This is a genomic window from Pseudomonas schmalbachii (assembly GCF_017589465.1).
Classification (GTDB): Bacteria; Pseudomonadota; Gammaproteobacteria; order Pseudomonadales; family Pseudomonadaceae; genus Pseudomonas; species Pseudomonas schmalbachii.
Window position 1 is genome coordinate 133,037 of the sequence record NZ_JAELYA010000010.1, and the last position, 13,167, is coordinate 146,203.

At 64.5% G+C, this 13,167-nt stretch carries 14 protein-coding genes; 3 read left to right on the forward strand and 11 right to left on the reverse strand.

The window, feature by feature from the left end; translation table 11 throughout:
* Positions 1-45 precede the first annotated feature (45 nt).
* The 3 genes from bioD (at position 46) to JFY56_RS22125 (ending at position 4,829) form a co-directional block, all read left to right on the forward strand.
* Positions 46-735, forward strand: coding sequence for a dethiobiotin synthase (gene bioD / locus JFY56_RS22115; protein ID WP_236033007.1), 690 nt, complete (start codon positions 46-48; stop codon positions 733-735).
* Positions 736-991: 256 nt separating this feature from the next.
* Positions 992-2,797, forward strand: coding sequence for a phenylacyl-CoA dehydrogenase (locus JFY56_RS22120; RefSeq protein ID WP_208316309.1), 1,806 nt, complete (start codon positions 992-994; stop codon positions 2,795-2,797).
* 253 nt (positions 2,798-3,050) lie between these two features.
* Complete coding sequence (locus JFY56_RS22125) at positions 3,051-4,829, forward strand: acyl-CoA dehydrogenase C-terminal domain-containing protein (RefSeq protein ID WP_208316310.1); 1,779 nt, start codon at positions 3,051-3,053, stop codon at positions 4,827-4,829.
* A 117-nt stretch (positions 4,830-4,946) separates the two neighbouring features.
* Here JFY56_RS22125 and JFY56_RS22130 read toward each other — a convergent pair whose 3' ends face one another.
* The 11 genes from JFY56_RS22130 to JFY56_RS22180 are packed head-to-tail and all read right to left on the reverse strand — an operon-like array spanning position 4,947 to position 13,134.
* Positions 4,947-6,428, reverse strand: a complete 1,482-nt coding sequence (locus JFY56_RS22130) for a nitrite reductase (protein WP_208316311.1) — start codon at positions 6,426-6,428, stop codon at positions 4,947-4,949.
* Positions 6,419-7,255 (reverse strand): uroporphyrinogen-III C-methyltransferase, encoded by an 837-nt coding sequence (cobA, locus tag JFY56_RS22135; RefSeq protein ID WP_208316312.1) that lies wholly within the window; start codon positions 7,253-7,255, stop codon positions 6,419-6,421. Before cobA ends, JFY56_RS22130 begins: the two co-directional genes overlap by 10 nt.
* Positions 7,256-7,265: 10 nt before the next feature.
* The gene (nirJ, locus tag JFY56_RS22140) at positions 7,266-8,444 is read right to left on the reverse strand and encodes a heme d1 biosynthesis radical SAM protein NirJ (RefSeq protein WP_208316313.1); all 1,179 of its coding nucleotides are present in this window, start codon (positions 8,442-8,444) and stop codon (positions 7,266-7,268) included.
* On the reverse strand, positions 8,438-8,947 hold the full coding sequence (gene ahbB / locus JFY56_RS22145) for a siroheme decarboxylase subunit beta (protein WP_208316314.1): 510 nt from the start codon (positions 8,945-8,947) through the stop codon (positions 8,438-8,440). Before ahbB (JFY56_RS22145) ends, nirJ begins: the two co-directional genes overlap by 7 nt.
* Complete coding sequence (locus tag JFY56_RS22150) at positions 8,922-9,365, reverse strand: Lrp/AsnC family transcriptional regulator (protein WP_208316315.1); 444 nt, start codon at positions 9,363-9,365, stop codon at positions 8,922-8,924. Before JFY56_RS22150 ends, ahbB (JFY56_RS22145) begins: the two co-directional genes overlap by 26 nt.
* Complete coding sequence (gene ahbB / locus JFY56_RS22155) at positions 9,358-9,882, reverse strand: siroheme decarboxylase subunit beta (RefSeq protein ID WP_208316316.1); 525 nt, start codon at positions 9,880-9,882, stop codon at positions 9,358-9,360. Before ahbB (JFY56_RS22155) ends, JFY56_RS22150 begins: the two co-directional genes overlap by 8 nt.
* Positions 9,857-10,339, reverse strand: a complete 483-nt coding sequence (locus JFY56_RS22160) for an Lrp/AsnC family transcriptional regulator (protein ID WP_208316317.1) — start codon at positions 10,337-10,339, stop codon at positions 9,857-9,859. The genes ahbB (JFY56_RS22155) and JFY56_RS22160 overlap by 26 nt, the downstream gene beginning before the upstream one ends.
* Positions 10,340-10,350: 11 nt before the next feature.
* Entirely contained in the window at positions 10,351-11,532 is a 1,182-nt protein-coding gene (locus tag JFY56_RS22165) for a cytochrome D1 domain-containing protein (protein WP_208316318.1), read from the reverse strand.
* Positions 11,529-11,831: a c-type cytochrome gene (locus tag JFY56_RS22170; protein WP_236033008.1), complete on the reverse strand. Its 303-nt coding sequence runs from the start codon at positions 11,829-11,831 to the stop codon at positions 11,529-11,531. Before JFY56_RS22170 ends, JFY56_RS22165 begins: the two co-directional genes overlap by 4 nt.
* A 53-nt stretch (positions 11,832-11,884) precedes the next feature.
* Positions 11,885-12,205: a c-type cytochrome gene (locus JFY56_RS22175; RefSeq protein WP_408004452.1), complete on the reverse strand. Its 321-nt coding sequence runs from the start codon at positions 12,203-12,205 to the stop codon at positions 11,885-11,887.
* 50 nt (positions 12,206-12,255) lie between these two features.
* Positions 12,256-13,134: an ethylbenzene dehydrogenase-related protein gene (locus JFY56_RS22180; protein ID WP_208316320.1), complete on the reverse strand. Its 879-nt coding sequence runs from the start codon at positions 13,132-13,134 to the stop codon at positions 12,256-12,258.
* Positions 13,135-13,167 lie beyond the last annotated feature (33 nt).

Below are 13,167 nucleotides of genomic sequence, written 5' to 3' on the forward strand. Positions count from 1 at the left end.
AGATGTCATGGCGGGTTTCACCCGCCCTACGCTTTGAGAACTGCAATGATCCACGCCTACTTCATCGCCGGCACCGACACCGAAATCGGCAAGACCACCATCGCTTGCGGCCTGCTGCATGCTGCGCGACTGGCCGGGATGTCCACCGCGGCGGCGAAGCCGGTGGCCTCGGGTTGCGAGAAGACCGCCGCCGGCCTGCGCAATTCCGATGCGCTTGGCCTGCTCGGCGAATGTACGTTGTCGCTGCGCTATGAGCAGGTGAACCCCTTCGCCTTCGCGCCCGCCATCGCCCCGCACCTGGCCGCCCGCGAGGTCGGCATCAAGCTGGACGTGGCGAGCCTGGTCCCGCCGGTACGCGAGGTGCTGGCGCTGGGTGCCGACTTCACCGTGGTGGAAGGCGCCGGCGGCTGGCGTGTGCCTCTGGCGGGGGAGGAGAGTCTTTCCGACCTGGCCATCGAACTCGGGCTGCCGGTGATCCTGGTGGTCGGCGTGCGGCTGGGCTGCATCAACCACGCCGTGCTGAGCGCCGAAGCCATCCTGCACGACGGCCTGCCGCTGGCCGGCTGGGTGGCGAATATCGTCGACCCTGCAACATCGCGTATCGAAGAAAACCTCGCCACCCTCGCCGAGCGCCTGCCGGCCCCCTGCATCGGCCGCGTGCCGCGCCTGCCGAACGCCACTCCCGCCGCTGTCGCCAGTCATCTCGATCTCGGCATCCTCGATCTACCGGCCTGATACCCCACTATTTTCGCCAGCCCGCCCTGCGGGCTTCCGGCGCTGCGCTTTACTTGATCTAGACGCTTCCGTTCATTCCGGGCGGACCGGCTCGCCGGCGGCTGACCGGCCGGTCGGTCTTCGTGCTTGACAAGGTATTGTGGTGATACGTATGTTTCAAACGACTGTTTGACTGTCGGGGTGCCTGCGTGCGCCGACAGGGCGGCCGGACGACCTGGCCGACCGTTCCCAGAACCCTTCGTAGAGGTTTACTGCTATGCCCGAATACAAGGCCCCATTGCGTGACATCCGTTTCGTTCGTGACGAGCTGCTGGGCTACGAAGCGCACTACCAGAACCTGCCGGGCGCCCAGGATGCGACCCCGGACATGGTCAACGCCATCCTCGAAGAGGGTGCGAAGTTCTGTGAACAGGTGATCGGGCCGCTGAACCGCGTCGGTGACCTGGAAGGCTGCACCTGGTCTGCCGAAGGCGTGAAAACCCCGACCGGCTTCAAGGAAGCCTACCAGCAGTTCGTCGAAGGCGGCTGGCCGAGCCTGGCGCATGACGTCGAGCACGGCGGCCAGGGCCTGCCGGAATCCCTCGGCATGGCGATCAGCGAAATGATCGGCGGCGCCAACTGGTCCTGGGGCATGTACCCGGGCCTGTCCCACGGCGCGATGAACACCCTGAGCGCCCACGGCACTCCGGAACAGCAGCACACCTACCTGACCAAGCTGGTTTCCGGCGAGTGGACCGGCACCATGTGCCTGACCGAGCCGCACTGCGGCACCGACCTCGGCATGCTGCGCACCAAGGCCGAACCGCAGGCCGACGGCAGCTACAAGGTCACCGGCACCAAGATCTTCATTTCCGCTGGCGAGCACGACATGGCCGATAACATCGTGCACATCGTGCTGGCCCGCCTGCCCGACGCCCCGCAAGGCACCAAGGGCATCTCCCTGTTCATCGTGCCGAAGTTCCTGCCGAATGCCGAAGGCGGCGTGGGCGAGCGCAATGGCGTTTCCTGCGGCTCCATCGAACACAAGATGGGCATCCACGGCAACGCCACCTGCGTGATGAACTTCGACGGCGCCACCGGCTTCCTGATCGGCCCGGCGAACAAGGGCCTGAACTGCATGTTCACCTTCATGAACACCGCTCGCCTGGGGACCGCGCTGCAAGGCCTGGCCCACGCCGAAGTCGGCTTCCAGGGCGGCATCGCCTACGCTCGCGAGCGTCTGCAGATGCGTTCCCTGACCGGCCCGAAAGCTCCGGACAAGGCTGCCGACCCGATCATCGTGCATCCGGACGTGCGCCGCATGCTGCTGACCATGAAGGCCTTCGCCGAAGGCAACCGCGCGATGCTGTACTACGCCGCCAAGCAGGTCGACATCGTCCAGCGCAGCCAGGATGAAGAACAGAAGAAAGCCGCCGACGCGATGCTGGCCTTCCTCACTCCGATCGCCAAGGCGTTCATGACCGAAGTTGGCTTCGAAGCCGCCAACCACGGCGTACAGATCTACGGTGGCCACGGCTTCATCGCCGAGCACGGCATGGAGCAGAACGTCCGCGACAGCCGCATCTCCTGCCTGTACGAAGGCACCACCGGCGTCCAGGCCCTCGACCTGCTCGGCCGCAAGATCCTCATGACCCAGGGCGAAGCGCTGAAGGGCTTTACCAGGATCGTCCACAAGTTCTGCCAGGCCAACGAAGCCAACGACGCGGTGAAGGAATTCGTCGCTCCGCTGGCACAGCTGAACAAGGAATGGGGCGAACTGACCATGAAGGTCGGCATGGCTGCCATGAAGGATCGCGAGGAAGTCGGCGCCGCTTCGGTGGACTACCTGATGTACTCCGGCTACGCGGTACTGGCCTACTTCTGGGCCGACATGGCCCGCCTGGCCGCCGAAAAACTGGCTGCCGGAACCAACGAGGAAGCCTTCTACAAGGCCAAGCTGCAGACCGCGCGCTTCTACTTCCAGCGCATCCTGCCGCGTACCCGCGCTCATGTGGGCTCCATGCTGTCGGGCGCCAGCAACCTGATGGATATGGCCGAGGAAGATTTCGCCCTCGGTTACTGATTTGCTCCGTACTTGGAGAAAGGGCCCGCCATCTGGCGGGCTTTTTTTTCGCGCGTAGGGCGGGTGCAACCCGCCAGTTTTTTTGCTTCGAAAATGGCGGGTTGCACCCGCCCTACGACCACGACTGATCTATGAATGATCGGTCATGCAGTGACGCTACGTTTCACAATGGTTGTGGATGTAAGCTCCGCAACATCGCTCGTTCGCGTCCTATCCTGATTGCCATCCGTCGTTGTCTGTTCGAGGAATTCCCATGGCCGACTACAAAGCCCCCCTGCGTGACATGCAATTCGTCCTCAATGAAGTGTTCGAGGTCGCCAAGCTCTGGGCGGAGCTGCCGGCCCTGGCCGAAACCGTCGATGCGGACACCGCCGCGGCGATCCTCGAAGAGGCCGGCAAGGTCACCGCGGGCAGCATCGCGCCGCTGAACCGCTCCGGCGACGAAGAGGGTTGCCAGTGGACGGACGGCGCGGTCAGCACGCCGGCCGGCTTCCCCGAGGCCTACCGCACCTATGCCGAAGGCGGCTGGGTTGGCGTCGGCGGCGATCCGGAATTCGGCGGCATGGGCATGCCCAAGGCGATCTCGGCGCAGGTCGAGGAAATGGTGCACTCGGCCAACATGTCCTTCGGCCTCTACCCCATGCTGACCGCCGGCGCCTGCCTGTCGCTCAACGCCCACGCCAGCGAGGAGCTGAAGCAGAAGTACCTGCCGAACATGTACGCCGGAGTCTGGGCCGGCTCCATGTGCCTGACCGAGCCGCACGCCGGCACCGACCTCGGCATCATCCGCACCAAGGCCGAGCCGCAAGCGGATGGCAGCTACAGGATCAGCGGCACCAAGATTTTCATCACCGGCGGCGAGCACGACCTCACCGAGAACATCATTCACCTGGTGCTGGCCAAGCTGCCGGATGCGCCGGCCGGTCCGAAAGGCATCTCACTGTTCGTCGTGCCGAAGGTGCTGGTCAACGCCGACGGCTCGCTGGGCGAAAGGAACGCCGTGTCCTGCGGCTCCATCGAGCACAAGATGGGCATCAAGGGCTCGGCTACCTGTGTGATGAACTTCGATGGCGCCACCGGCTGGATCGTCGACGCGCCGAACAAGGGCCTGGCGGCGATGTTCACCATGATGAACTACGAGCGCCTGGGCGTCGGCATCCAGGGGCTGGCGGCTGGCGAGCGCTCCTACCAGAGTGCCGTGGAGTATGCCCGCGAGCGTATCCAGAGCCGCGCGCCGACCGGTCCGGTAGCGAAAGACAAGGCTGCCGACCCGATCATCGTGCACCCCGATGTGCGCCGCATGCTGCTCACCATGAAGGCCCTCAACGAGGGTGGCCGTGCCTTCTCCAGCTACGTCGCCATGCAGCTGGACACCGCCAAGTTCAGCGAGGACGCCACTACCCGCAAGCGCGCCGAGGAACTGGTGGCGCTGCTGACCCCGGTGGCCAAGGCCTTCCTCACCGATGTCGGCCTGGAAGCCTGCGTCCACGGCCAGCAGATCTTCGGCGGCCATGGTTACATCCGCGAATGGGGCCAGGAACAACTGGTGCGCGACGTGCGCATCGCGCAGATCTACGAAGGCACCAACGGCATCCAGGCCCTCGACCTGGCCGGGCGCAAGATCGTCGCCAGCGGCGGCGCGTTCTACAAGCACTTCGCCGACGAGGTGAAAGCCTTCGCCAACGGTGCCGGTGCGGAACTGGCCGAGTTCGTCGAGCCGCTGAAGGCCGCCATCGCCAACCTCGACGAGCTGACCGCCTGGCTGCTCGAACAGGGCAAGGCCAACCCGAACGAAATCGGCGCCGCCTCGGTGGAGTACCTGCACGTGTTCGGCTACACCGCCTACGCCTACATGTGGGCGTTGATGGCACGGGCCGCGCAGGGCAAGGAAGGGCAGGACGAGTTCTACGCCAGCAAGCTGGGCATCGCGCGCTTCTTCTTCGCCCGCCTGCTGCCGCGCATCCACTCGCTGACCGCGTCGGTGAAGGCGGGTAGCGAGTCGCTGTATCTGCTGGATGCGGCGCAGTTCTGATCGGCGGCCTGTCTAGCCCGGAAGCCCGGCATGTGCTGGGTTGTTGGGCTTCGCTGCGCTCAGCGCCAACCTACGCAATCGGTGAAAGCCCGCTCTATCCGAGCGGGCTTTTTCTATTCAATGCGATGTGCCTTCGACAAAGCCGATCTTGTTGCCGACGTTGTATTTGCCGGACGGCTTGTTCATCGGTATGCGCTTCACTTCTCGCAGGCTGTGCGCATCGTAGATCACCAACGCACCGTCCTTGTCCCAGACGCTGAGCAGCGCATAGCGGCCATCGCGGGTGAACTCGACATGGCCCGCGGTTTTTCCCGGCATGGGTTGCAGGCGGTGGGCGATTTCCAGGCTCTGCTTGTCGATCAGCAGGATCTCGTCGTTCTTCTTGCCGAGGAAGGTATCCGTCCAGGCATAGGGCGAGTCGGCGTGGCTGCGCATGAAGAAACCGGGGCCGTCGGTGGTTATTTCCTTGATCGGCTTCCAGTCCTGAAGATCGACGACCGAGATCACGCCGCGCCTGATATTGGGCGTGGCAAATACCCAGCGGCCATCGCGCCGCCAGTAGATGCCCGAGCCCAGGTGGGGCATGCCCGACATTGGAATCTCGGCGATCTTCCTGCCGTTGTCGAGATCGATGACCTCACCGCCGCTGGACTGCCGTGAACTGCCCAGCAGATACCGGTAGTCCGGGGTGAAGGAGAAGTCGTCGAGGTAGTCCTGAACCTGCAGGCGCCGAGGCGTGACCGGTTGCTGCCCGGCGTATGGCAATTCCCATAGCTCGTGAACATCCTTCAGGGCGACCACGAAGCTGTGACGAGGCGGTGCGGTGTACACCGCGCTGACCCGCGATGGCTTTCCGGCCAGGTCCTGCGCGGGGATCACCTGTACCAGCGAGAGATCCCGCGCATCCAGCAGCACGAGATTGCCCGGCAGGTAATTGCCTGCCAGAGCCCAGCGGCCGTCATCGCTGACCGCGAGGTTGCGGGTATTCAGCCCGACACGGATCTCGGCGATGGTCTTCAGGTTGTGGAGGTCGTAGAGCGTGATCCAGCCATCGCGGGAGGCGAAGTAGACGAAGCGGCCATCGGGCGAGAACTTCGGCCCGCCGTGCAGCGCGTAGCGGGAAGCGAAGCGGGTGAGCGGTTCGAAGCGCTCGCCATCGAGGATGGTGACATGGTGATCGCCGGACTCGACCACCACAAACAGGTTCAGCGGATCGCTCTTGTGTTGCGGCTGTGCGGGGAGGCTGTCCGGCCGGTTGACGATGATATGGCTGGCACGTATGTCGGCAGCTTCCCAGACCGGTCGCACGGCAGGTGGCTGGAAAAGGTAGTCGACCAGCCGCTCGATCTGGCTGTCGTCGAGTTGACTGGCGAAACCGGCCATCTGCGTTGCTGGACGGCCGTTGCGAATTACCGCGCACGCCTGCTCCGGCTTCAGTCGGTCGAGGCTTTCCGGCAGCAGTGCCGGACCGCTGCCTCCGAGCCGTGAGCTGCCGTGGCAGGATTGGCAATGCTGGCGATAGAGCTGCTCGGCGTCATCGCCAGCGGCCAGGGCGGCAGTGCTGATCAGCAGGGTGGCGAACAGGGCTATCAGGCGCATAACTCGGCCTTGGCGATTGTCTGAAGCGCGATCGGCTGGCTGAAATTGGCAAGCATCGCTTCGTCGAACAGAGTCACCACCTTGCCGATCACGATCAGCGTGGGGGGATCGAAGCGTTGTTGCGTGGCTAGTTGCGCAAGCGTGCACAGCTCGCCGCGAAGCACCTGCTGGCTTTGCTGTGTGCCGTGGCTGATCAATGCGGCCGGTGTGCTGGCGCACAGACCGTTTTCCATCAACCTTCGGGTGATTTCGCCGAGATTGCCCAGGCCCATGTAGAACACCAGGGTGTGCCGGTCACTGGCCAGGGCTGCCCAGTCCAGGTCGAGGCGGCCGTCGTTCTGCAGGTGGCCGGTGACGAATACGCAGGCCTGGGCCAGGTCCCGGTGAGTAAGAGGAATGCCGGCGTAGGTCGTGCAGCCGGACGCGGCGGTGATGCCCGGGACTACCTGGCAGGGGATGCCATGGCGCAGCAGCAGATCCAGCTCTTCCGCGCCGCGTCCGAAGATGAATGGATCTCCGCCCTTGAGTCGAACCACACGCCGTCCCCGATGCGCCAGGCCAAGCAACAGCAGGTTGATCTGATCCTGGGGCAGGCTGTGATGGCCACTGCGCTTGCCGACATAGTGCCGCTCGCAATCCGGCGGCAGCATTCCGATTATTTCGTCGGCCACCAGGCGGTCGTAGACAACTGCGTCGGCCTGTTGCAACAGGCTCCATCCGCGCAGGGTGAGCAGGCCGGGATCGCCGGGGCCGGCGCCGACCAGCGCCACGCTGCCAGGCTGCAGTGCGGTGCCGAATAGCTGGGTGGGTAATGCGGGAATGTCCATATCGACGGTCTCACACTGCTTCAAGAGGTATTCGTTGTGGCTCGCTCATCCCGATCTCCGCATCGGTCAGGTGGCATCCGGGGTCCTCGCCCCAGAGATCGCCACCGGCCCAGGCGCGGGTTCGCGTGTTGCCATTGCAGATGTCCAGCCAGCGGCAGGTAGAACAGCGTCCGCCGACAGGGCGTGGATGCTGGCGCAGTTGCAGGAGCAGTGGGTCGGGCTGTTCGAACCAGAGTTCGGCGAAGCGCCGATGGCGCACGTTGCCGACGCTGTGGTGCCACCAGTAAGTGTCCGGATGCACCTCGCCGGTGTTGTCGATGTTGGCGATGCCCGCGCCGGAAGCGTTGCCGCCCCATTGCCGCAGCATTCGCTCCAGACCGGCCCGCTGCCAGGGACGGTGGCGCTCCACCCAGCCAAGCAGCAGAACGGCATCCGCGTCGTTGTTGCCCGTGACGAAGTCGCTGTCCCGCCCCGCGCGGATATCTTCGTCGGCCCGGGCGAATAGCAGTTCCACCGCTTCGCGGGCGCGCTGGTGATGGGCGTCGAGCTTGCGGCTGCGGCGTCCGCGACCGCTGTAGTTGAGGTGGGACAGATAGAACTTCTGCACATCCAGTTCGCGCATCATGTCCAGCAGCGCAGGGAGCTGCGAGGCATTCTCCTCCGTCAGCGTGGTGCGCATTCCCACGCGGATGCCGGCTTCGCGGCACAGGCGCATGGCTCCCAGCGCGCTGTCGAAGCTGCCTGCCAGTTGGCGGAAGCGGTCATGGGTTTCCCGCAGGCCGTCGAGGCTGATGCCGACATAGTCGAACCGGGCATCGACGATGCGCTGGATGTTTTGCGGGCCGATCAGGGTGCCGTTGCTGGACAGCGCGACAAGCATTCCAGACGCACGGGCGTGGGCGGCGATCTCGAACAGGTCGGGATGCAGCAGCGGTTCGCCGCCGGAAAGGATCATCACGCGCACACCGGCTGTGTGCAGGTCGTCGATGACGCGGAGGATTTCTGCCGTGGGCAGCTCGTCCCTGAATGCGCTGTCGGCGGACGTCGAGTAGCAGTGCTTGCAGGTCAGGTTGCAGCGGCGCAGCAGGTTCCAGATCACCACGGGCGGACGCGGTGTACCGGCGGCGGGAGAGCGGGAGGGCTCTTCCGGTTTGTCCAGGCTGCGCAGGTAATGGCTGATTCTCAGCATGTCGGGCTCTCCGGCAGGCGCAGCCCGGTCTTCTTCAGGATGCGGCGGCTGACCAGCATCTCGTCGGCGCGACAGCTGTCGCCCAGTAGCACGCGAATCTGTCGGCGGTAGCCGTCGATTTCTTCGCTGCTGCGCCCATGTACCATGGCGAACAGGTTGTAGGGCCAGTCGGGCAGGTGACGCGGACGTCGATAGCAATGGCTGACGAAGGGCAGGATGCCGACGATGCGGCCGAACCGGTCGACGAGCTGGTCGTCCACGTCCCAGACGGTCATGCCGTTGTGCCGGTAGCCCAGGCGATAGTGGTTCGGCACGGCGGCGATCCTGCGGATGACACCGGCTTGCTGGAGCCGCCGGAGCAGGGCGAGGGTTTCCGCTGATGTCAGCTCCAGCCGTTCGGCCAGCCAGTCCCAGGGTTCGTTCACCAGCGGCAGGCCGGCCTGGGTCAGTGCGATCAGGCGGCGGGCCAGCAACTGGTCAGAGGGAGAAATGCAGGCCGACATGGTAGGTCCTCTCCTTGGGCAGGGAAATCACCGGCAGCCCGGTCTCTTTCTCGATGCGCTCGAGGGTGGCGGAAACCTGTTCCGGGCTTTCGCAGGCCAGCACGAACCACATGTTCAGGCGGTGCTCGCGCTGATAGTTGTGCGCCACCTCCGGCATGGCCCGCAGCTGTGCCGCAACCTCCTTGAAGCGATTTTGCGGGACGCTCATGGCGGCCAGGGTGAAGGCACCCCCAAGGGGTTCGATATCGAACATGGGGCCGAAGCGGGTGAGGGTGCCGTCGTCGAGCAGGTACTGCAGGCGTGCGAGCAATACTTCCTCGGTGCAATTCAATTCCGCTGCCAGCAGGGCGTAGGGATGGGGTTCCAGGGGCAGGCCGTGTTGAAGACGGTTGAGCAGGCGCCGGTCGAATTCATCCATGGCCCGCGTCCTGTTTTCCCGGTGCTGGCGTATAGCGGGCGCCGCATTGCTTGAAGGCGCGCAGGCTGAACAACATCTGGTGTGGCCGGTCGTGCAGGCCTTGGCGTTCGAGCAGGGCGCGTACCTGTCGCTCCACCTGTGCACGTTCGCGACCGTGAATCATGCAGAACAGGTTGAATCGCCAGTGCGGAAGTCGTCGTGGCCGGCGGTAGCAGAGGGATATCGCCGGCTCCTGCCCAAGGCGCTGTCCGATGGCGTCGACCTGGTCGTCGTCGATGTCCAGCACCAGCATGGCATTGGCCGTGAAGCCCAGCGCGCGATGGTTGACCACCAGGCCGAGGCGGCGGAACAGCCCGTTGTCGCTCCAGTGTTGTACCTGCTGCAGCACCTGTACCTCGTTGGCGCCAATGCGCTCGGCAAGCTCCCGATATGGGCGGCTCGTCAGCGGCAAGCCCTTTTCGAGCAGATGGCGCAGATGCCGGCACTGCTCTTCATTGAGCGGTACGAATGCAGTCATCAGTGGTTCCGAATGGCGGGAACGCCAGGTCGATGTGATAGGCCTGCAGCATCGGCAGGTCGAGGGGCGGCAGTCCGGTATCGGCAGCGATCTCATCCAGCACCGCATCGATGTGGTCACGGTTGTCTGCTGTCAGGACGAACCACAGGTTGTAGAAGTGCTCGCGCTGGTAGTTGTGATTGACTTCGGGATAGCTGCTGATGCGTTGCGCGACGGCCTCCAGTCGTTCGGGAGGAACCGCCAGGGCGGCCAGGGTGCTGGCGCCGGCCAGCCGATGTTCGAATACCGGGCCGACGCGGGAGAGCGCGCCACCTTCATGCAATTGTTCGAGGCAGCGCAGGACCTCCTGCTCTTCGCAGCCAAGCACCTCGGCGATCATGCGATACGGTTCCGCGCAGATAGGCAGTCCCTTCTGGAACCGGTCGAGGAGCTGGCGGCTGAGGGTGTCGAGTTCCATGCATATTCTCCCTACAGGCCTATGCGCTGGGCGCGTTTGCTGAAGAAGATGCCGCTCGGACTCTGTGCGGGCAGGCTGGTGATCGGCTCTAGGCGATAAGGGTCCCAGACCTGCACCTGCTCTCCATCACGCACGGATATCCACACCTGCTCGCCGCGCCCGCTGAACTCCATGTGCAGCACGGCGGGGCCAGGCGTCAGGGTCTTGATGATCCGGTGGGTCTCGCTATCGATGACCTGCACCTTGTCGTTGTCCGGGTAGGCGAAGTTCACCCAGATCTGGCGCTCGTCGGGACTGTTCATGACGAACACCGGCTGCCCGGCGACGTCGATGGCGTCGGTCTGACGCCAGTCGTGGCTATCCAGCACCAGTACCTGGTGATGCCCCACGGCGGGGACGAACGCCTGGTCGCTGGCGATGGTCCAGCCCTCCAGATGCGGCATCTTGTAGACCGGCAGCTTTCGCGAGCCGCGCCCATAGTCGGCGAGCACACGTTTGATTCCGCGTTCGGGATGCCAGAGATCGAGCTGGGCCATGCCGTCTTCACCGAACAGTCCGGCCATGTAGTAGCGGCCGCCAGGGCTGATCAGTGCGTCGTAGGGCTGCTTGCCGATATCGCGGTAGCGGGTGATTTGCGGGGACTCGCCCTGGCTGAAGTCGGCGACCCAGATTTCCCCGGTGTCGAACAGGCTGAACACGAAACGTTGGCCCGGCGCATCCACCAGGCCGACCACGCGGGAGTTCTTCTGTTGGCCGGGAATCGGGGTGGCCGGGATGTCCGCCACCAGACGCAGCGTCTGGGCATCGAATACCTTGACCCCACCGGGCTCGTAGTTGGAAACCGCTATCAGCCGGCCGTCCTGGCTGATGGCTCCGCCGATGCTGTTGCCGCCCTGGATGATGCGTCGGCCGATCTTCATGGCCAGCAGGTCGACCTTGCTCAACCCGCCATCGCGACCGAACACGTAGGCAAAGCGCTGGTCGCGCGAGAACACCACCGAGGCATGGGACAGATCTCCCAGGCCGTCGATTCGCCCCAGGGCAACCAGGTTGCTGGTATCCACGACCTGCACGCTGCCGTTGGCCCGCTCGATGACCACGCCCAGATCGCCGGTGCCGCGCAAGACGGGAGTTTGACTACAACCACAGAGTAATCCGGCGAACAGGCAGAGCGACAGCAGAAGGCGGGTCATGGGGCCGGATTTCCTTGCAACAGGTTGTCGACCAGCCAGGCGGCTTCGCGTTCGTCGAGCAGGCCGGTCCAGGGCGGCATGGCGGTGCCGGGGCGGCCGTGGAGGACGGTGGCGATCAGCGAATCGCGGGGTTTGCCGTGCAGGGCTGTCGGAGTGAGGGCGGGGCCGAGGCCGCCGGTCAGGCGCAGGCCGTGGCAGGAGCCGCAGTCCTGCAAAAGCAGGTGGCGTAGTTGGGTCTGGCGTTGCGTGTCGATTCCGTTCTCCGCCTGGGTGGCTGGAGGAAGGGCGGCGAGCGTCATCCCGAATACCAGGCCTAGGAGGTAAAGTTCGGGATGCCGCTCGCCGTGTCTGGTCATTTCTGCGAAAGCACCCATTTGGCCAGGGTCGAGGCCTCCTCGGCGGTCACGGAGTTTGGCGGCATGGGGATCGGTCCCCAGACACCCTGGCTGCCTTCCTTGATCTTCTTGGCAAGCTCCTCTTCGGCACCCGCCTGGCCGGCGAACTTGGCGGCCACATCCTTGTAGGCGGGGCCGACCATCTTCATATCGATGGCGTGGCAGGCGGCGCAGCCTTTGGCCTTGAACAGGGCTTCTCCAGCCTCGTCGGCGATGACGGCCTGGCTGGCCAGCATGCCTCCGGCGATGGCTAGTGGGAGAAGCAGTCGAATATTCATGGGGTTCCCTCAATCAGGTAGTTATCGGTGCGAGTTCCCACTGCAGCGGGTTATTGCTTTGCGGCATTGATCTGGGCTTCGGCGTTGTCGATGCCCAGCTTGTAGCCCAGGGAAACATGGTGGAAACGGCCGGCGGCGCTGTCGTCGTGGATGGCGAAGCCGAAGTTGTAGGTCTTGCCGGACTCCAGGGCGACGTCTCCTTCGCCGCCAACAAGCTTGCGGGTGAACACCACTTCCCAGGTGTCGCCATTGAGCTTGCCTTCGGCACCGAGCAGGGCCTGTCCGCCTTCCATGACGCGCTGGTCGGCGACATAGCCGTCGAAAGCCTTGTTCTCGCCGCTGCGCCACTGGTTGAGGTCGTAGAACACGCCGTCCGCCAGCGAGCCGCCCTTGACGTATTTCGTCTTGTCGTTGGCGGCGCCCGGCATGGTGCGTGCATCGTTGTGGCAGGTGGCCCAGCAGCCGCTCTGGCCAGCCAGTTCGATCTTGTCGCTGGCTTCCAGCATGTAGGCGATCTTGACCGGGTTCTTCTCGTCCATGCCGGCAGCGCCGGAGGCCTTGGGTTGCTTCCAGGTGAAGCGCAGGTAGAGGTTTTCGCCATCGTGCGCGGCCTGAACCCTGGTCTCGATATAGGGCGCCTTGCCAGGGATCGGGCTGGGTTCGATCTTCTCCCCGCTGACGATCTTCTGGCCCATTTCGACGGCCTCTTCCGAGTGGCAGTCGATGCAGCTCTCGCCTTTCTTCAGCGCGCGCGCACCGCCATGCTCGGTACCCTTGGTGATCCACTCCAGCGGTGATACGCCGGGGTAGAACAAGGTGATTTCGGTAGCCGGGACGGCATCCCAGGTGGCGGGTGGCGCGGCGATGACGTTGCCTGCCAGCAGGGCGAGCGCCATGCCCACGGCGCTGGCTATCCTGTTCCTTTCCATGTCGGGTCCTCGTTGTTGAAGCTTGGCAGGCAC